This is a genomic window from Micromonospora sp. LHW51205 (assembly GCF_003315815.1).
In the GTDB taxonomy this organism is placed as follows: Bacteria; Actinomycetota; Actinomycetes; order Mycobacteriales; family Micromonosporaceae; genus Micromonospora; species Micromonospora chalcea.
On record NZ_QMEZ01000014.1, the window covers coordinates 42,348 to 60,489 of the forward strand.

An 18,142-nucleotide genomic window follows, 5' to 3' on the forward strand; every position below is an offset into this window, starting at 1 on the left:
ATGCACACCCCCGAGAACGAAGCCCTCCGCCGCGACGCCGACGACCCCGGTCACCGGCACCTGTTCCACATCCCGCCGGCTGACGGCGGTCGCTACCCGGACACCGCGTACCTGGCCGGCAACTCGCTCGGCCTGCAGCCCCGCGCCACCCGGGACGAGCTCCTCGCCGACCTGGACGCCTGGCAGCGCCTGGGCGTGGAGGGGCACCTGGAGTCGGAGCGGCCCTGGCTGCCGTACCACGAGCTGCTGACCGCGCCGGCCGCCCGCCTGGTCGGCGCGCTGCCCGCGGAGACGGTGGTGATGAACTCCCTCACCGTCAACCTGCACCTGCTGATGGTGAGCTTCTACCGGCCGGCCGGCGAGCGCACCCGCATCGTGATCGAGGACAGCGCGTTCCCGTCAGACAGCTACGCGGTGCGCAGCCAGGCCCGCTTCCACGGCCTGGACCCAGACACCACTGTCGTCCGCCTCAAGCCGCGCCCCGGATCCGACACACTCGGCACGCAGGACGTGCTGGACTTCCTGGCCCGAGAGGGCCACACGGTGGCGCTGCTGATGCTCGGCGGCGTGAACTACCTGACCGGCGAGCTGATGGACATCCCCGCCATCACGGCCGCCGGGCGCGCCGCGGGCGCGGTGGTCGGCTGGGACCTGGCGCACGCCGCCGGCAACGTGCCGCTGGCGCTGCACGACTGGGACGTCGACTTCGCGGCCTGGTGCTCCTACAAGTACCTCAACTCCGGCCCGGGCGCGCTGGGCGGCGTCTTCGTCCACGAACGGCACCTCGGCGACCCGTCGATCCAGCGCTTCGAGGGCTGGTGGAGCACCGAGGCGGCCACCCGGTTCGAGATGACCCCGGTGTCCCGGCCGCCGGCCACCGTCGAGGCGTGGCAGATCTCCAACCCGCCGATCTTCGCGATGGGCCCGGTGCGTACCTCGCTGGAGCTGTTCGACTCCGTCGGCATGCCGGCGCTGCGCGAGCGCAGCCTGCGGCTCACCGCCTTCCTGGAGCAGCTGCTCGACGAGGTCACGCCGGGCCGCCCGCTGAGCGTGGTCACCCCGCGCGACCCGGCCCGGCGCGGCTGCCAGCTCTCGGTGCGGATCGGGGTGGGCAGCGCGAACGAGCTGACCAAGCGGCTGCGGCACGAGCACGGCGTCGTCGCCGACGCCCGGGAGCCGGACATCGTCCGGTTCGCCCCGGTGCCGCTCTACTCGACGTACCACGACTGCTGGCGGGTCGCCGAGGCGCTGGCGGCAACTGTTGAGAAGGAGGGCTCATGACCGAGCGCGACGAGATCGCTGTGGTCGGCGCCGGGCTGGCCGGCTGCCTGCTGGCCTGCTACCTGGCCCGGCGCGGCTACCCGGTGGCCCTCTACGAGCGGCGGCCCGACCCGCGTACCGGCACCGTCGAGCGGGGCCGCTCGATCAACCTGGCGCTGTCCGAGCGCGGCCTGGACGCGCTGCGCCGCATCGGCCTGGAGGACGAGGTGATGGCGGACGCGCTGCCGATGCGCGGCCGCATGATCCACCCGGTCGAGGGTGAGCCGGAGTTCCAGTCCTACAGCGGCACCGGCGACCTGGCGATCAACTCGATCAGCCGGGGCGCGCTGAACAACGCGCTGCTGGACGCCGCCGCCGCGCTGCCGAACGTGCGCGTCGCGTTCGACCACCGGCTGGTCGGCCTCGACCCGCTCGGCGGCGAGATGACGTTCGAGACCCCGCAGGGCAAGGTCACCGCCACCGCCTCGGTCATCCTCGGCGCCGACGGCGCCGGCTCCGCGGTGCGCGGGCAACTGCTCGCGTACGGGGGCCTGACCGAGAGCCTCGACTTCCTCGACTACGGCTACAAGGAGCTGACCATCCCGCCGCTGGGCGGGGAGTTCGCGCTCGACCCGGGCGCGCTGCACATCTGGCCGCGCGGCACCTCGATGATGATCGCGCTGCCGAACCCGGACCGCTCCTTCACCTGCACGCTGTTCTGGCCGACCCACGGCACGCGCAGCTTCGCGTCGCTGAGCAGCCCGGCCGCGATCGAGCGGTTCTTCGCCACCCACTACCCGGACCTGGTCCCGCTGGCCCCGAACCTGGTCGACGACTATCAGCACAACCCGATCGGCCTGCTCGGCACGGTGCGCTGCACGCCGTGGCAGGTGGCCGGGAAGGTCGGCCTGATCGGCGACGCCGCGCACGCCATCGTGCCGTTCTACGGCCAGGGCGCGAACTGCGCGTTCGAGGACGTGGTCGAGCTGGACCGCTGCCTCGACGAGTGCGACGACGAGTGGGCCGCCGCGCTGCCGCTGTTCCAGCACCGCCGCCAGGACAACGCGGAGGCGATCGCCCGGATGGCGCTGGCGAACTTCGTGGAGATGCGGGACAAGGTCGCCTCGCCGGTGTTCCGGACCCGCAAGCAGGTCGAGCACGCGCTGGAGCGCGCGCTGCCCGGCCGCTACGTCTCCCAGTACGAGCTGGTCTCCTTCTCCACCACCCCGTACGCGCAGGTGCGCCGCCGGGTGCGCGCGCAGTACGCGGTCGTCGGCGCGGTGGCGGCCGGCGCGGTGGCGCTGCTCGCCGGTGGGGTCCGCGCGGCGCTGGGGCGGCGGCGATGACGCTCTGGGATCCCCGGCTGATGGCCGGGCACGCGCCGGACGGCCCCGGCCTGCTGCGCAACTTCGTCGGCGGCGAGTTCGTCGACGCCGGCGCCCGGTTCACCAAGCGCAGCCCGGTCACCGGCGAGCCGGTGTTCGAGGTGGTCGAGGCGTCCCAGTCCACGGTGGACGACGCGGTGGCCGCCGCCCGGGCGGCGCTGCGCGGCCCGTGGGGCCGGATGGGGGAGCGGGAACGCGCCGAGGTGCTGCGCCGGGTCGCCGACGAGCTGGAGCGGCGCTTCGACGACCTGGTGGCCGCCGAGGTGGCGGACACCGGCAAGGCCATCTCGCAGGCCCGGACGCTCGACATCCCGCGCGGCGCGGCGAACTTCCGCGCGTTCGCCGAGATCGTCGCGACCGCGCCCACCGAGTCGTTCACCACTGTCACCCCGACGGGTGGCCGGGCGCTGAACTACGCGGTCCGCAAGCCGGTCGGCGTGGTCGCGGTGATCGTGCCGTGGAACCTGCCGCTGCTGCTGCTCACCTGGAAGGTCGCGCCGGCCCTGGCCTGCGGCAACGCCGTGGTGGTCAAACCCAGCGAGGAGACCCCGGCCTCCGCCACGCTGCTGGCCGAGGTGATGGCCGCGGCGGGCGTGCCGGACGGCGTGTTCAACCTGGTGCACGGCTTCGGCCCGGGCTCGGCCGGCGAGCACCTGACCCGCCACCCGGGCGTGGACGCGATCACGTTCACCGGCGAGTCGGCCACCGGCAGCGCGATCATGCGCGCCGCCGCCGACGGGGTGAAGGCGGTCAGCTTCGAGCTCGGCGGCAAGAACGCCGGCCTGGTGTTCGCCGACGCCGACCTGGACGCGGCGGTGGCCGGCTCGGTGCGGTCCAGTTTCACAAACGGCGGCCAGGTGTGCCTGTGTACCGAGCGCATCTACGTGCAGCGGCCGGTGTTCGAGGAGTTCACCGCGCGGCTGGCCAAGCGCGCCGACGAGCTGGCGTACGGCTGGCCGGACGACGAGGCGACGGCGAACATGCCGCTGATCTCGCACGGGCACCGGGACAAGGTGCTCGGCCACTACGCGCTGGCCCGCACCGAGGGCGCCGAGGTCCGCGCGGGCGGCGGCACGCCGCGCTTCGGCGACGGCCGCGACGGCGGGGCGTACGTGCAGCCGACAGTGCTCACCGGCCTCGGCGCGGACGCCCGCACCAACCAGGAGGAAATCTTCGGCCCGGTGGTGCACGTCGCGCCGTTCGACGACGAGGACGAGGCGTTCGCGCTGGCCAACGGCACCGACTACGGCCTGGCCGCGACGGTGTGGACGCGGGACGTGGGCCGGGCGCACCGGGCCGGCGCCCGGCTCGACGCCGGCATCGTCTGGGTGAACACCTGGTTCCTGCGCGACCTGCGCACCCCGTTCGGCGGGGTGAAGGCGTCGGGTGTGGGCCGCGAGGGCGGCGTGCACTCGCTCGACTTCTATTCCGAACTGACAAACGTCTGTGTGGACCTGTCATGAGCGCGCGTGGTGGGCAGAATGGCCGGAATCCCCAGCGACGTAAGCGAGGAACCGCCATGACCGTGGACATCGAGGCCGCCAACCGGGAACTCGCGGTGGCCCGGCAGGAGGGCAAACCCTGCCCGCCGCTGCGCGGCCGGCTGCTGCCCGAGGGCGACGTCGAGGCCGCGTACCAGGTGCAGCAGGTCTACACCCGGCAACGGCTGGGCAAGGGGCACCGCCGCGTCGGCGCGAAGATCGGCCTGACGTCGCGAACCGTGCAGGAGAGCTTCGGCGTCTTCCAGCCCGACTTCGGGGTGCTCTTCGACGACATGGCCGTCGGCGACGGCGTCGAGGTGCCGATCGACCGGCTGCTCCAGCCGCGGGTGGAGGCGGAGATCGCCTTCGTGCTCGGCGCGGACCTGCCGGACGAGCGGGTCACCACTGTCGACCTGATCCGGGCGGTGGACCACGTGCTGCCGGCCATCGAGATCGTCGACTCGCGGGTCGCCGACTGGGACATCTCCATCGTGGACACGGTGGCGGACAACGCCTCCAGCGGGCTGTTCGTGCTCGGCACCGCGCCCCGGCGGCTCGCCGACGTGGACCTGCGGTTGTGCGGCATGGTGCTGGAGCACGCCGGTGAGCCGGTCTCGGTCGGCGCGGGCGCGGCCTGCCTCGGCAACCCGCTGCACGCGCTGCAGTGGCTGGCCGCGACCATGGCCCGGGCGGGCGATCCGCTCAAGGCCGGTGACGTGGTGCTCTCCGGCGCGCTCGGCCCGATGGTGCCGGTCACGCCCGGCGCCGCGTACGAGGCGCGCATCTCCGGGCTCGGCTCGGTGCGTACCTGTTTCTCGCGGGAGGGAAGCTCATGAGCGGCGTCGGAGTGGCGGTGCTCGGGTCGGGCAACATCGGCACCGACCTGATGATCAAGGTGCTGCGGCTCAGTGAGAGCCTGCGCATGGTGGCGATGGCCGGCATCGACCCGGCCTCGGACGGTCTGGCCCGGGCCCGCCGGCTCGGCGTGACCACCACCGCCGAGGGCGTCGACGGCCTGGTCGCGCTGCCCGAGTTCGCCGACGTCCAGCTCGTCTTCGACGCCACCTCGGCCGGCGCGCACAAGCGGCACGACGAGGTGCTGCGGGCACACGGGCGCACGGTCGTCGACCTGACCCCGGCCGCGATCGGCCCGTACGTGGTGCCGCCGGTGAACCTCGACGAGCACCTGGGCGAGCCCAACGTCAACATGGTGACCTGCGGCGGGCAGGCGACGGTGCCGATCGTGCACGCGGTCGGCCGGGTCACCCCGGTCGCGTACGGCGAGATCGTCGCCTCGATCGCCTCGAAGTCGGCCGGTCCGGGCACCCGGGCCAACATCGACGAGTTCACCGAGACCACCGCCCGGGCGATCGAGGTGGTCGGCGGCGCCGAGCGCGGCAAGGCCATCATCGTGCTGAACCCGGCCGACCCGCCGCTGCTGATGCGCGACACGGTCTACTGCCTGTGCCCGGACGCCGACGCCGACCGGGTGAAGATCGCCGCCTCGGTGGCCGACATGGTCAAGGCCGTGCAGGAGTACGTGCCCGGCTACCGGCTCAAGCAGGACGTGCAGTTCGACGCGGTCGACACGTACGCGCCGGTGCTCGGCCGGCACTTCACCGGCCTGCAGGTGTCGGTGTTCCTGGAGGTCTCCGGTGCCGGGCACTACCTGCCCGCGTACGCCGGGAACCTCGACATCATGACGTCGGCCGCGCTGCGCACCGCGGAGCGGCTGGTGGCGCTGCGTTCCCCGGAGGGGGCACCCCGATGACCGACCTGTACATCCAGGACGTGACGCTGCGCGACGGCATGCACGCCATCGGGCACCGCTACACGGTCGACCAGGTGCGTACCATCGCCGCCGCGCTCGACGCGGCGGGTGTGGCCGCTGTCGAGGTGGCGCACGGCGACGGCCTGGCCGGTTCCAGCGTCAACTACGGGCACGGCGCCGCCGCCGACGCGGACTGGATCGCCGCTGCCGCCGAGGTGCTGACCACCGCGCGGCTGACCACGCTGCTGCTGCCCGGCATCGGCACCATCGCCGACCTGAAGGCGGCGAAGGCGCTCGGCGTGACAAGCGTCCGGATCGCCACGCACTGCACCGAGGCGGACATCTCCGCCCAGCACATCGCCTGGGCCCGCGAGAACGACATGGACGTCTCCGGGTTCCTGATGATGTCGCACCTCAACGACCCGGCCGGGCTGGCCGCGCAGGCCAAGCTGATGGAGTCGTACGGCGCGCACTGCGTCTACGTCACCGACTCCGGCGGGCGGCTGCTGATGTCCGACGTGGCGCAGCGCGTCGACGCGTACCGGCAGGTGCTGGAGCCGGAGACGCAGATCGGCATCCACGCGCACCACAACCTGTCCCTGGGTGTGGCGAACAGCGTGCTGGCGGTCGAGCACGGCCGGATCCTCGGCGACGGCCCGCTGGGTTCGCCGTCCGGGCGGACCGTCCGGGTGGACGCGTCGCTGGCCGGCATGGGCGCGGGCGCGGGCAACGCGCCGCTGGAGGTCTTCGTCGCGGTCGCCGAGCTGCACGGCTGGAAGCACGGCTGTGACGTGTTCGCGCTGATGGACGCCGCCGACGACCTGGTCCGCCCGTTGCAGGACCGGCCGGTCCAGGTGGACCGGGAGACGCTCTCCCTGGGGTACGCGGGCGTCTACTCCAGCTTCCTGCGGCACGCCGAGCGGGCCTCGGCCAAGTACGGCGTGGACGTCCGCTCGATCCTGGTCGAGCTGGGCCGTCGCCGGATGGTCGGCGGCCAGGAGGACATGATCGTGGACGTGGCACTGGACCTGGCCGGTAAGGAGGCCGTGAGCGCGAGGAGTGAGCCGGGTTTGCGAGCCCCGCAGTCGCGAACGAAAGGTGGCACAGCATGATCGGGCCGGACATCGCCGGCATCGCGGAGAAGCTGGGCGCGGCGGCCGACACCGCCACCGCGATCCCGCAGCTCGCCGCCGAGACCGGCCTCGACGTCGACGCCGCGTACTCGGTGCAGACCGCGCTGGTGAAGCGCCGCCTCGACCGGGGCGAGCGGCTGGTCGGCCTGAAGATGGGCCTGACCAGCAAGGCGAAGATGGCGCAGGTCGGCGTGGACGAGGTGATCTGGGGCCGGCTGACCGACGTGATGCGGGTGCCCGACGGCGGCGCCGTCGACGTCGGTGACTTCATCCACCCGCGCGTCGAGCCGGAGGTGGCGTTCCTGCTGGACCGGCTGCCCGACCCGGGCGAACCGGTCGGCTCGTTCACCCGGGCGGTACGCGCTGTCGCCCCGGCGATCGAGCTGATCGACTCCCGGTACGCGAACTTCACCTTCTCCCTGCCGGACGTGGTCGCCGACAACACCTCGGCCGCCGCGTTCGTGGTCGGGCCGTGGTCGCCGGTGCCGGACGGGCTGGACAACCTCGGCGTGCTGCTGGAGATCGACGGGCGGGTGGCGCAGGTCGGCTCGACCGCGGCCATCCTCGGCGACCCGCGCCGCGCGCTGGACGAGGGCCTGCGGCTGGCCGGCCGGCACGGCGTCCGGCTGCGCAAGGGCTGGGTGTTCCTGGCCGGCGCGGCCACCGCCGCGGTGCCGCTGCGCCCCGGGGCGCACGTCCGCGCCACAGTGGAGAAGCTGGGTTCCGCCTCCCTGAAGGCCCTCTCGTGAGCGCGAGGAGTGAGCCGGGTTTGCGAGCCCCGCAGTCGCGAACGGAAAGCGGCCCGGCGACCGCCCGCGTGGTGGCCGGGAAGGCCGTGCCGCGGGGCGCGTTCCCGCACGTCAAGGTGGCCGGCGGATTCGTCTACGTGTCCGGTACGTCGTCGCGCCGGCCGGACAACACGTTCGCCGGGGTGTCGGTGGACGAGCTCGGCACCACCGACCTGGACATCCGGGAGCAGACCCGGGCCGTGATCGAGAACATCCGGGACCTGCTGCGCTCGGTCGGCGCCGACCTCGGCGACCTGGTGCAGGTCACCAGCTACCTGGTCAACATGAACGACTTCGGTGGCTACAACCAGGTGTGGGCCGAGTTCTTCGACGCCACCGGCCCGACCCGGACCACAGTCGCCGTGCACCAGCTTCCGCACCCGCATCTGCTGATCGAGATGCAGGCCGTCGCCCTTCTTCCGTCGGGAGGTTCCCATGAGTGAGATCGCCGAGCCGTTCAGCTTCTCCGGCTGGATCGGCGACAACCAGCACCTGCTCAAGCCCCCGGTGGGCAACAAGGAGATGCTGCCCGGCAGCGACGACTTCATCGTCATGGTGGTGGGCGGCCCGAACCAGCGCACGGACTTCCACGTCGACCCGTACGAGGAGTTCTTCTACCAGGTCAAGGGCAACATGCACGTCAACCTGATGCTGCCCGAGGGGCCGCGTACGGTGCACGTGCGCGAGGGCCAGATGTGGATGCTGCCGCGCAACACCCCGCACTCGCCGCAGCGTCCCGAGGCCGGCTCGATCGGCATGGTGATCGAGCGGGTCCGCGAGGAGGGCACGCTGGAGAAGTTCCAGTGGTACTGCGCCGAGTGCCACCACAAGGTGCACGAGGTGGAGTTGCAGGTCCGCGACATCGCAGCCGACCTGCCCCCGGTCTTCGCCGCGTTCTACGCCGACGAGAAGGCCCGCACCTGCGACAACTGCGGCGCGCTGCACCCGGGCAAGGGCTGACGCCGGTGTCGATGCCGGTCGTGGACGTGCACACGCACGTCGTACCGAAGGGGTGGCCGGACCTCGCCGCGGCGTGCGGCGGGGCCGGCTGGCCCTGGCTGCGGGTGGACTCCGAGCGCGCCGCCATGATCATGGTGGGGGAGACGGAGTTCCGCCCGATCGGCGCGCAGTGCTGGGACGCGCCGACCCGGCTCGCCGACATGGCCGCCGACGGCGTGGACGTGCAGGTCGTCTCGCCCACCCCGGTCTTCTTCAGCTACGACCGCCCGGCCGACCAGGCGGTCAAGGTGGCCCGGATCTTCAACGACCTCACGCTGGAGGTCACCGCGGCCGGCGGCGACCGGCTGGTGCCGTTCTGCCAGGTGCCGTTGCAGGACGCGGACGCGGCCTGCGCCGAGCTGGACCGCTGCCTGGCGGCCGGGCACGCCGGGGTGGAGATCGGCAACCACGTCGGCGACCGGGACCTGGACGACGCGGGCATCGTGCAGTTCCTCACCCACTGCGCCGAGGTCGGCGCGCCGGTCTTCGTGCACCCGTGGGACATGCCCGGCGGCCCCCGCCTGGACCGGTGGATGGCCCGGTGGCTGACCGGGATGCCGGCCGAGACGCACCTGTCGGTGCTGGCGCTGATCCTCGGCGGCGTGTTCGACCGGGTTCCGGAGACGCTGCGGATCTGCTTCGCGCACGGTGGCGGCAGCTTCCCGTTCTGGCTGGGCCGCGCCGACAACGCCTGGCACCGCCGCGGCGACCTGGTACGCGGCGCGTCGAGCGCGCCGCCCAGCTCGTACGTGGACCGGTTCCACGTCGACTCGGTGGTCTTCGAGCCGGCCGCGCTGCGGCTGCTCGTGGACACCATGGGCGCCGAGCGGGTGCTGCTCGGCAGCGACTACCCGTACCCGCTGGGGGAGCGGCCGGTGGGCCAGGTGGTGCACCGGGCGGACTTCCTCACCGACGATCAGCGGGCCGCGCTGCTCGGCGGCAACGCGCTGCGGTTCCTCGGCCGCTGAGACCGGCCCGGGTGCGTCCGTCGTCGCCCTAGAGTCGACGGACGCACCCGGCGCTGCGCAGGACCCGCCGGACGTGTCGCCCGGCCTCCCGGCCGCCGGACCGGCAGGATGGACGGCATGGCCGAGCCGCACGACCTGACCGCGCTGGAACAGGCCGCCGCGATCCGCCGGGGCGAGCTGTCCAGCCTGGAACTGGTCGAGCACCACCTGCGCCGGGTCGAGGCGCTCGGCGACACCGTCGGCGCGTTCGTCACCGTCACCGCCGAACACGCGCGGGCGGCGGCCCGGGCGGCCGACGCGGTCCCGGCGGCGGACCGGCATCCCCTGCACGGCGTGCCGACCGCGATCAAGGACCTGACCCTCACCGCCAGGGTACGCACCACCTTCGGCTCGGCCGCCTTCGCCGACTTCGTCCCGCCGGTCGACGCCGACGTGGTCCGCCTCATGACCGACGCCGGCCTGGTCAGCGTCGGCAAGACCACCACCTCCGAGCTGGGCTGCTCGCTGTACTCCGAGGGGCTGGTGGCGCCGCCGGCCCGCAACCCGTGGGACCTCGCGGGCACAGCGGGCGGGTCCAGCGGCGGGGCGGCCGCAGCGGTGGCCGCCGGACTGGTGCCGGTGGCCCAGGGCTCCGACGGCGGCGGCTCGCTGCGCATCCCGGCCGCGCTCTGCGGCCTGATCGGCTACAAACCCAGCCGGGGCATGGTCTCCGGCGGGCCACTCGGCTTCGGCGGCTTCGGGCTGCCGGTGAACGGGCCGATCGGCCGCACCGTCGCCGACGTGGCCGCGCTGCTCGACGTGCTGGCGCGACCCGTGCCCGGCGAGCCGTACCTGCCGCCGGCCGCGCCCGCCGGCGGCTACCTCGGCGTCGCCCGCTCCGCCCGCGCCACCGGCCCCGGCCGGCTGCGCGTCGGCCGCTTCACCACGCCGATGCTCGCCGACGAGCCGGTCCACCCCGACTGCGTCGACGCCGTCGACCGGGCCGCCGCGCTGCTCACCGACGCCGGGCACGAGGTGGTCGACGTCCCCGCGCCGCTCGGCCCCGAGGCGTGGCCGCTGTTCGAGACCCTCTGGTACGCGCTGGCGGTCACACCGGTCCCGCCCGACCGGGAAGGCGAGCTGCTGCCGCTGACCCGGTACCTGCGGGAGCGCGGCGCGGCCCTCGGCGTCCCCACGCTGATGGCCGCGCTCGGCGAGCTGCAGGCGCAGGTACGCCTCGGCGTACGCCGTACCGCCGGTTGTGACCTGCTGCTCTGCCCGACGCTCGCGGCCCCGCGGATGCCGGTCGGCGCGCTCGCCGCCCTCGAACCGGCAGAGGATTTCGACAGGCAGCGGCGCTTCTCGCCGTACTGCGCGGTCTTCAACGTCACCGGCGATCCGTCCGTTTCCCTGCCGGTCGGATGCACCCCCGACGGCCTGCCGGTCGGGGTGCTGCTCACCGGCCGGTACGGCGACGACGCGACATTGGTCGCCACTGCCGCGCAGCTTGAGCACTCGAGTGGCGGATGGGATCAGCACCCCGCAATCTGGCTGGCCACCGACTCCGCTAACGTGAACATCACAAGTGAGGTGCGGCGCGGCCGGTCCTGACCGGTCACCCGACCCGAATCATTCCTGGTCTCTCTTTCCGCCTGGGGGCGTTGGGATTGTCTGTTACCGAGACGTTGGTGGTCTTCGTCGGCATCCCGGCCGCCGCGGTGCTGCTGATCGCCGGCCTGGCGGCCGTCGGGGGCAGCCGTGGCAACGGTGGCGGCGCCAAGCGCTACCGGCCGGGCCGGCCCTTCGACTTCACTCCGGTCTGGTTCCTGAGCCGTCCGGAGCAGCTGGCCGACTCGGCCGGCACGGCGCTGTCCGCCGGAGCGCAGGCGCCGGCGTTGACCAGCCGCAAGCAGGAGCAGGCCGGCCGGGAGGCGCCGGCCGGTGGAACCGGAGGCGCAAGTGACCGTTGGTGAAGCGCGGCCCACGACGGGGACGGACACTCCGCCCGACGTGCTGGACGGACCGTTCTCGACCCGTCAGCTGCTCCGCATCGACGAGGCGCTGCGCCTCGCCGACCAGGGCACCGGCCTGGTCTTCTCGGTCTACGTCGGCGGGCTGGACGAGCCGATCCGGGAGCACGCCGAGCGGCTGCACCGCCAGCTCGCCGAGCCCGACCGCTCGGTGCTGATCGCGGTGTCGCCCAACCAGCGGCAGCTGGAGGTCGTCACCGGCCGGTACGCGCGCAAGCGCATCCCGGACACGTACGCGAAGCTGGCCGCGCTCTCCATGGTGGCCGCCTTCGGTGGCGGCGACCTGGCCGGCGGCATCATCCAGGGCCTCGACCAGCTCGCCAGCCACGCCGGCAAGGGCTGACCCGCCCCGCACACGACGAAGCCCGGCCGCGCACCGCGCGGGCCGGGCTTTCTCGTCGTCTCAGCGGGGCCAGGCAGAAGGATCCAGGCGCATGGGCCACGGCTCGTCGAGCTGGGCGGCGTCATCCGGCCCGACCGTACCCATCAGGTTGTAGTGGACACCCTTGACCAGTTGGTAGCGGTAGATCACCGGGCCGAAGTCGCCTCGCTCCACCCGCCAGTAGTGCGGGATGCCGGCCTCGGCATAGAGCGGAGGCTTGATCAGCCGGTCATACCGGCGGCTGCTGGATGACTCGATCTCGACGACGAGCGCGACATCCGAGGGGTGCGTCCACAAGCCGTCCGGGGGAGCGCTCGGCCTCAGCACGGAGATGTCCGGAATGAGATTGGCGACAGGTGCCCGGAGTCCGGCCTCCCGAATGACCCACCAACCGGTCGGCGCAGTGGCCTGGAGCGCCGATCGGATCTCGTCGGCCAGAAGTTGGTGCCCGTACCCGGGGGGTGGGGTCACGTGCAGGCTCCCGTCGATGATCTCGTAGCGGCTTCCGTCCTCGGGGAGGTCGGACAGGTCCTGCTCCTGCCACGGCCGCTCCGGCGGGCGCCACTCGTGGGTCGGTTGTGCCATCACGTCCACCTCCTCCGCACACGATAACGGCCGGGGGTCGGCGCGGGCTCCCACCCACGCCGGCCCCCGGCCGCCGCGCCCCTGCTTTCAGGCGCTGCGGGCGTCCCGCTCGCGGGCCCTCAGCGCGCGGACCACACCGTCGCGACCCTCCGCCACCAGCCGTCGCAGCGACGCCGGCCGCCCGTCCTGGGCCAGCCACGCGTCGGTGGCCGCGACCGTGTCCTCCTCGACCAGGTGCGCCGGGTAGGCGAGCTGGACGAACTCCTGCGCCGGCTCGCTGTCACGCTGCGCCCACACCTGGTCCACCGTGGCGAAGTACCGCTCCCGGTACGGCGCGGTCAGCTCGACCTGCGCCGCGTGGGTGAAGCCCTGCAGCAGCGCCCGGTTGCGCCAGTTGGGCAGCGCGTCCGGGCCGGTGAGCAGCGCCCACACCGCCGCCTTGTTCTCCTCGGTCGGCACCAGCGCGTACGCGTACGCGGCCTCCCGCTCGCCGCTGGCGGTACGGTCGGCGGCCAGTTCCGCGTCCACGTCGGCGGCACCGGCCGCGCCGTTGGCCACGAGCGACTGCAGCACGGTCCAGCGCAGCTCGGTGTCGACGGTCAGCCCCTCCGGCACCCCGTTGCCGTCCAGCCAGCCGCGCAGCGTCGCCAGGTCCTCGCCGGAGCGGGCCGACGAGGCGTACGCGCGGGCCCAGGCGAGCTGGAAACCGCTGCCCGGCTCGGCGGCGGCCAGCGCGGTCCGGGCGGTACGGGCCAGGTCCGCCCAGCCGGTCGGCGCCCATTCCGGGTCGGCGTAGAAGGTGAGCGCGGTGTTCGCCTGCCGCAGCGTGGCCGTGACCAGGTTGATGTCCGTCTCGGCGGTCAGCCCGGCCAGCACCAGCGCCACGTAGTCGCGGGCCGACAGCTCGGCATCACGGGTCATGTCCCAGGCGGCCGTCCAGCACAGCGCCCGGGCCAGCGACGAGTCGAAGCCGGCGATGTGCTGCACCACGGTGGCCATCGACCGCTCGTCCAGCCGCAGCTTGGCGTACGTGAGGTCCTCGTCGTTGAGCAGCAGCACGTCCGCGGCGGGCTTGCCGTGCAGCTCGGACAGCTCGGTCAGCTCGCCGGTCACGTCCGTCTCGATCAGCTCCCGGCGCACCAGCCGGCCGTCGGTCAGGTCGTACAGGCCCACGCCGATGCGGTGGGTACGCAGCGTCGGGTAGCCCGACGGCGCCTCCTGCCGGACCACCACCCGCTCGTACGTGCCGTCGGCGCCGATGGTCACCTCCGGGCGCAACGTGTTGACCTGCGCGGTCTCCAGCCACTGGGCGGCGAACTTGCGCAGCTCCCGGCCCGAGGCCGTCTCCAGCTCGGACAGCAGGTCGTCGAAGGTGGCGTTGCCCCAGGCGTACTTGCCGAAGTAGGCGCGCAGGCCGGCCAGGAACGGCTCCTCGCCCACGTACGCGACGAGCTGCTTGAGCACGCTCGCGCCCTTGGCGTACGTGATGCCGTCGAAGTTGACCTCGACCGCCTCCAGGTCCGGCATCTCGCAGTAGACCGGGTGGGTGGAGGAGAGCTGGTCCTGCCGGTAACCCCAGTTCTTGCGGATCGACAGGAACGTGGTCCAGGCGTCGGTGAACCGGGTGGCGTGCGTGTTGCACCAGTGGCTGGCCCACTCGGCGAACGATTCGTTCAGCCACAGGTCGTTCCACCAGCGCATGGTGACCAGGTCACCGAACCACATGTGCGCCAGCTCGTGCAGGATCGTGTTGGCGCGCTGCTCGTACTCGAAGTCGGTGACCTGCGAGCGGAAGATGTAGTGCGACTCGGCGTGCGTGACGCAGCCGAAGTTCTCCATCGCGCCGGCGTTGAAGTCCGGCACCCAGAGCTGGTCGTACTTGGGCAGCGGGTAACGCACGCCGAACTTCTCCTGGAAGAAGTCGAAGCCCTGCGTGGTGATCAGGTGCAGGTCGTCGGCGTCCATGTGCGGGGCCATGCTGGCCCGGCAGAAGTAGCCCATGTCGATGCCGTCGTGGCTGCGGCGCACCTCGTGGTACGGCCCGGCGCAGAGCGCGGTGATGTAGGTGCTCATCCGCTCCGAGAGCGCGAAGTGCACGGTCTTCAGCCCCTCACCGGCCGCCTCCTCGCGGGCCACCGGCATGTTCGACACGACCCGCCAGTGGTCCGGCACCGTGGCGTGCCAGGTGTAGACGCTCTTCAGGTCGGGCTGGTCGAAGCAGGCGTAGACCTTCTGCGCGTCGGCGGTCTCGAACTGGCTGTACAGGTAGGTCTCGCCGTCCACCGGGTCGACGGTGCGGTGCAGGCCCTGCCCGCTGTTCGAGTAGCCGAAGTCGGCGTCGACCACGAGCACGTTCTCGGCGGCCAGGCCGGTCAGCGTGAGGCCCTTCTCGGCGGACCAGCCGGACAGGTCGACCGGCTCGCCGTTGAGCGTGGCGGAACGCACCGACTCGGCGGCCGCCTCGATGAAGGTGGTGGCCCCCGGCTCGGCGCAGCGGAACCGGACCTCGGTCACCGAGCGGAACGTGCGACCGGTGGGCTGCACCGCGGTCGACAGGTCAAGGCTGATGTCGTACCCGGTCACCTCGAGCAGGCGGGCCCGCTCGGTCGCCTCGACCTGGGTCAGGTTGCGCACTCCCGGCACTGTTCGTCTCCATCCCACTCGTCTCGCCGCGCCCCGCGGCACCGGTCTTTCCCGGCCCGCTCGTGACGGCCCGCTGAGAACCGAGTCTTCCATGCACGGACCGCTCCCGGTGGTCGAGGTCACGCTCTCATTCCGGTACCGGTCGATACGGCCGTGGGTGGAGGATCGGGAGTGACCGCGCCGGATCCCCGGCGCGACGTTGTCGTGAAGGGATGACACCGTGACCGAACGTGTCACCGCGGACATGTGGTTCGACCCGCTGTGCCCGTGGGCCTGGATCACCTCCCGCTGGCTGCTCGAGGTCGAGCAGGTCCGGGACGTGGACATCCGGTTCCATGTGATGAGCCTGTCCGTGCTCAACGAGGGCCGGGACCTGCCGGAGGAGTACCAGGACCTGATGGTCAAGGGCTGGGGTCCGGTGCGGGTGTGCATCGCCGTCGAGCAGGCGCACGGCGCCGAGACGCTGGCGAAGCTCTACACCGCGATGGGCACCCGGATCCACCTCGGCAAGGAGGAACTGGGCCGCGACATGCTGGTCGGCGCGCTCACCGACGTCGGTCTGGACCCGGCGCTCGCCGACGCCGCCGAGTCCACCCAGTACGACGACGCGCTGCGGGCCAGCCACGAGGCGGGCATGCGGCCGGTCGGCACCGAGGTGGGCACGCCGGTGATCCACGCGCCCGGCCCGGACGGCGGGCAGGTCGCCTTCTTCGGCCCGGTGATCACCCCGGCGCCCAAGGGCGAGGCGGCCGGCCGGCTCTGGGACGGCGTGCTGCTGGTCTCCGCCACCCCCGGGTTCTACGAGCTCAAGCGCACCCGCGAGCAGGGCCCCATCTTCGACTGAGGGGTAAGGAAGGGCCCCTTCTTAACGCCTCCGGTAGCGGAAGGGCCCCTTGTTAACACCCGCAGCGCGCCCCGAGCCCCGCACCCGCCCGTCACCGGGCCGGTGCGGGGCTCGTTTCACCGGATGTCCCAGCCGACGGCCCACGCGGGGCCGCACCACGGCAGCTCCTGGAGGCGTTCCCATGGCTAAGCACCGCCGCATGTCCGACGACGCGCCGCAGCCGGCGACCGAGGACTCCGGTGCGACGTACTGGTCGGTGACCGAGAGCGCCTGGCCGGCCGGCCCGGCCGAGGTGGCCGACCTGCTGGCCCCGCCGATCGTGGTCGGCGTGGCCCGGGTGGTGGCCACGTCGCGGATGACGCCGCCGGCCGAGACCGTCCGGCCCGGGCGGGCGCCGTCGCGTACCGGCGCCGCCGCGGGCGCGACGACGGTACGCCTCAACGCCGGCTCCCGCCCCGCCGCCCCGGCTCGCCGTCCGGTTCCGGGCCGGCACCGTAACCCCACCGCCTGAGCCGCCCTCCCGGTGTTAAGAAGGGGCCCTTCCTCTACCGGAGGCGTTAACAGGGGGCCCTTCCTTTCACCTGGTGGTAAGGGGGTGAGTCCGGCGGCGGGGGCGATCGGGGCCCGGGTAGCGTCAGCGGACATGACGGTCGTGCATCCGATCAACCGGGCCTGGATCACCACTGGCGGCACCGGCGCGCAGAACTACGACGAGTTCGCCGACGACGCGGAGATCACCTCCATCGTCGAGGCGAATCCGCACAGCGCGCTGGGCATCGAGATGCCCCACCGGGCGCCGGGCAGCCTCGGGAAGTCCTTCCTCGACGCGCTGCCGGACGCGGTGGCGCGCCTGGCCGAGGCGAAGGCGGACGGCAGCTACACGCCGGCCGAGCAGGTGGTGGTGCTCTACCGGATCAGCGCGCCGGGCGAGGAGAGCGCGTACGGGCTGTGGGCGATGGTCGACACCGACCAGATCTCCACCCGCGCCGACGAGCCGGGCCTGGTGATCCGCAACGAGGACGTGTTCATCGCCAAGGTGCGCGAGCGCGTCGCGCTGGCCGAGGCGCTCGGTCACCTGCTCTCGCCCGTACTCCTGCTCCAGACCGGTAGGGGCGACGAGCTGCACGCCGCGCTCGCGGCGGCGACCGAGGCGGCCGGGGCCCCCGCCGCGACCGACGTCGACCAGTCCGGTCGCACGCACGCCATCTGGCTGCTCGGCCCGGGTGCCACGCAGGACGAGCTGACCGCGCTCGCCGGCGGCGGGGAGCTGGTGGTCGCGGACGGCAACCACCGCAGCCTGGCCGCGCAGACCGGCGGGTTCCCGCGCTTCCTGGCGGTGGTCACCACGCCCGCGTCGGTCGCGATCCAGCCCTACAACCGGCTGGTCAGCGAGCTGACCACCACGCCGGAGGAGCTGCTCGACCGGCTGCGCGCGGCGGGCGCGGAGATCACCCCGGTGGACGGGCCGGTCGACGTGCCGGCCACCGGCGGCGTCGTGCGCCTCTACCTCGGCGGCCGGGGGTACGCGGTGACGCTGCCGCACGTCGGCGCGGGCCGGCTGGAGAACCTCGACCACGCGCTCGTCGAGCGTCTGCTGCTGCGCGACGCGTTGGGCCTCGACCCGGGCGACAAGCGGATCACGTACGTGGGCGGCGACTATCCGGCAAGCTGGCTCGTCGGTGAGGTCGACGCCGGCCGGGCCGAGCTGGCGGTGCTCGTCGCGCCGGTGACCGTCGACGACTTCGTCGCGGTGAACCTGGCCCGGGAGAAGATGCCCCGCAAGAGCACCTGGTTCACCCCGAAGGCGCGGGCCGGCCTGGTCGTGGCCGAGCTGCCGCACTGACCGTGTGACGTACCGCCTCCGGGTCGCCGCCGGTTCGCCGGCCCGGAGGCG

At 72.9% G+C, this 18,142-nt stretch carries 18 protein-coding genes; 16 read left to right on the top strand and 2 right to left on the bottom strand.

The window, feature by feature from the left end:
* The 13 genes from kynU to DQE82_RS29865 all read left to right on the top strand — a co-directional run bounded on the left by kynU (position 1) and on the right by DQE82_RS29865 (position 12,137).
* Complete coding sequence (kynU, locus tag DQE82_RS29805; RefSeq protein ID WP_043328909.1) at positions 1 to 1,281, top strand: kynureninase; 1,281 nt, start codon at positions 1 to 3, stop codon at positions 1,279 to 1,281.
* Positions 1,278 to 2,606, top strand: a complete 1,329-nt coding sequence (locus DQE82_RS29810) for an NAD(P)/FAD-dependent oxidoreductase (protein WP_064448649.1) — start codon at positions 1,278 to 1,280, stop codon at positions 2,604 to 2,606. The genes kynU and DQE82_RS29810 overlap by 4 nt, the downstream gene beginning before the upstream one ends.
* Positions 2,607 to 2,626: 20 nt before the next feature.
* On the top strand, positions 2,627 to 4,108 hold the full coding sequence (locus DQE82_RS29815) for a 2-hydroxymuconic semialdehyde dehydrogenase (RefSeq protein WP_113974831.1): 1,482 nt from the start codon (positions 2,627 to 2,629) through the stop codon (positions 4,106 to 4,108).
* Between the two features lie 56 nt (positions 4,109 to 4,164).
* Complete coding sequence (locus tag DQE82_RS29820) at positions 4,165 to 4,962, top strand: 2-keto-4-pentenoate hydratase (RefSeq protein WP_069087296.1); 798 nt, start codon at positions 4,165 to 4,167, stop codon at positions 4,960 to 4,962.
* Complete coding sequence (locus DQE82_RS29825; RefSeq protein WP_113974812.1) at positions 4,959 to 5,897, top strand: acetaldehyde dehydrogenase (acetylating); 939 nt, start codon at positions 4,959 to 4,961, stop codon at positions 5,895 to 5,897. The genes DQE82_RS29820 and DQE82_RS29825 overlap by 4 nt, the downstream gene beginning before the upstream one ends.
* Positions 5,894 to 7,009, top strand: coding sequence for a 4-hydroxy-2-oxovalerate aldolase (gene dmpG, locus DQE82_RS29830; RefSeq protein ID WP_113974813.1), 1,116 nt, complete (start codon positions 5,894 to 5,896; stop codon positions 7,007 to 7,009). The genes DQE82_RS29825 and dmpG overlap by 4 nt, the downstream gene beginning before the upstream one ends.
* A complete protein-coding gene (locus DQE82_RS29835) occupies positions 7,006 to 7,779 on the top strand; it encodes a 2-keto-4-pentenoate hydratase (RefSeq protein WP_113974814.1) in 774 nt (257 codons plus the stop codon). Before dmpG ends, DQE82_RS29835 begins: the two co-directional genes overlap by 4 nt.
* Before the next feature lie 20 nt (positions 7,780 to 7,799).
* The gene (locus DQE82_RS29840) at positions 7,800 to 8,261 is read left to right on the top strand and encodes a RidA family protein (protein WP_113974815.1); all 462 of its coding nucleotides are present in this window, start codon (positions 7,800 to 7,802) and stop codon (positions 8,259 to 8,261) included.
* Complete coding sequence (locus tag DQE82_RS29845) at positions 8,254 to 8,778, top strand: 3-hydroxyanthranilate 3,4-dioxygenase (protein WP_030502185.1); 525 nt, start codon at positions 8,254 to 8,256, stop codon at positions 8,776 to 8,778. The genes DQE82_RS29840 and DQE82_RS29845 overlap by 8 nt, the downstream gene beginning before the upstream one ends.
* 5 nt (positions 8,779 to 8,783) lie before the next feature.
* Entirely contained in the window at positions 8,784 to 9,785 is a 1,002-nt protein-coding gene (locus DQE82_RS29850; RefSeq protein ID WP_197494985.1) for an amidohydrolase family protein, read from the top strand.
* A 117-nt stretch (positions 9,786 to 9,902) separates the two neighbouring features.
* A complete protein-coding gene (locus DQE82_RS29855; protein WP_113974816.1) occupies positions 9,903 to 11,375 on the top strand; it encodes an amidase in 1,473 nt (490 codons plus the stop codon).
* A 74-nt stretch (positions 11,376 to 11,449) separates the two neighbouring features.
* Positions 11,450 to 11,737, top strand: coding sequence for a hypothetical protein (locus tag DQE82_RS29860; RefSeq protein WP_043328923.1), 288 nt, complete (start codon positions 11,450 to 11,452; stop codon positions 11,735 to 11,737).
* Complete coding sequence (locus DQE82_RS29865) at positions 11,724 to 12,137, top strand: DUF5130 family protein (protein ID WP_030502180.1); 414 nt, start codon at positions 11,724 to 11,726, stop codon at positions 12,135 to 12,137. Before DQE82_RS29860 ends, DQE82_RS29865 begins: the two co-directional genes overlap by 14 nt.
* A gap of 60 nt (positions 12,138 to 12,197) precedes the next feature.
* Here the strand turns inward: DQE82_RS29865 and DQE82_RS29870 are convergent, their stop codons facing one another.
* Positions 12,198 to 12,761, bottom strand: coding sequence for a Uma2 family endonuclease (locus tag DQE82_RS29870; RefSeq protein ID WP_166457060.1), 564 nt, complete (start codon positions 12,759 to 12,761; stop codon positions 12,198 to 12,200).
* Between the two features lie 87 nt (positions 12,762 to 12,848).
* A complete protein-coding gene (gene pepN, locus DQE82_RS29875) occupies positions 12,849 to 15,395 on the bottom strand; it encodes an aminopeptidase N (protein ID WP_064448643.1) in 2,547 nt (848 codons plus the stop codon).
* Between the two features lie 229 nt (positions 15,396 to 15,624).
* On the opposite strand from pepN, the gene DQE82_RS29880 reads away from it, so the two are divergent.
* The 3 genes from DQE82_RS29880 to DQE82_RS29890 all read left to right on the top strand — a co-directional run bounded on the left by DQE82_RS29880 (position 15,625) and on the right by DQE82_RS29890 (position 18,091).
* On the top strand, positions 15,625 to 16,248 hold the full coding sequence (locus tag DQE82_RS29880) for a DSBA oxidoreductase (protein ID WP_043328926.1): 624 nt from the start codon (positions 15,625 to 15,627) through the stop codon (positions 16,246 to 16,248).
* Between the two features lie 199 nt (positions 16,249 to 16,447).
* The gene (locus tag DQE82_RS29885) at positions 16,448 to 16,759 is read left to right on the top strand and encodes a hypothetical protein (RefSeq protein WP_231915657.1); all 312 of its coding nucleotides are present in this window, start codon (positions 16,448 to 16,450) and stop codon (positions 16,757 to 16,759) included.
* 132 nt (positions 16,760 to 16,891) lie between these two features.
* Positions 16,892 to 18,091 carry a DUF1015 family protein gene (locus tag DQE82_RS29890; protein WP_069087303.1) on the top strand — a complete coding sequence of 400 codons (1,200 nt, stop codon included), beginning with the start codon at positions 16,892 to 16,894 and terminating at the stop codon, positions 18,089 to 18,091.
* The last annotated feature ends 51 nt before the right edge of the window (positions 18,092 to 18,142 follow it).

What these genes read in the sequence shown, in the direction of transcription:
- kynU (WP_043328909.1), top strand. Translation starts at nt 1, where the DNA reads ATGCACACCCCCGAGAACGAAGCCCTCCGCCGCGACGCCGACGACCCC.
- DQE82_RS29810 (WP_064448649.1), top strand. Translation starts at nt 1,278, where the DNA reads ATGACCGAGCGCGACGAGATCGCTGTGGTCGGCGCCGGGCTGGCCGGC.
- DQE82_RS29815 (WP_113974831.1), top strand. Translation starts at nt 2,627, where the DNA reads ATGGCCGGGCACGCGCCGGACGGCCCCGGCCTGCTGCGCAACTTCGTC.
- DQE82_RS29820 (WP_069087296.1), top strand. Translation starts at nt 4,165, where the DNA reads ATGACCGTGGACATCGAGGCCGCCAACCGGGAACTCGCGGTGGCCCGG.
- DQE82_RS29825 (WP_113974812.1), top strand. Translation starts at nt 4,959, where the DNA reads ATGAGCGGCGTCGGAGTGGCGGTGCTCGGGTCGGGCAACATCGGCACC.
- dmpG (WP_113974813.1), top strand. Translation starts at nt 5,894, where the DNA reads ATGACCGACCTGTACATCCAGGACGTGACGCTGCGCGACGGCATGCAC.
- DQE82_RS29835 (WP_113974814.1), top strand. Translation starts at nt 7,006, where the DNA reads ATGATCGGGCCGGACATCGCCGGCATCGCGGAGAAGCTGGGCGCGGCG.
- DQE82_RS29845 (WP_030502185.1), top strand. Translation starts at nt 8,254, where the DNA reads ATGAGTGAGATCGCCGAGCCGTTCAGCTTCTCCGGCTGGATCGGCGAC.
- DQE82_RS29855 (WP_113974816.1), top strand. Translation starts at nt 9,903, where the DNA reads ATGGCCGAGCCGCACGACCTGACCGCGCTGGAACAGGCCGCCGCGATC.
- DQE82_RS29870 (WP_166457060.1), bottom strand. Translation starts at nt 12,761, where the DNA reads ATGGCACAACCGACCCACGAGTGGCGCCCGCCGGAGCGGCCGTGGCAG.
- DQE82_RS29885 (WP_231915657.1), top strand. Translation starts at nt 16,448, where the DNA reads ATGTCCGACGACGCGCCGCAGCCGGCGACCGAGGACTCCGGTGCGACG.
- DQE82_RS29890 (WP_069087303.1), top strand. Translation starts at nt 16,892, where the DNA reads ATGACGGTCGTGCATCCGATCAACCGGGCCTGGATCACCACTGGCGGC.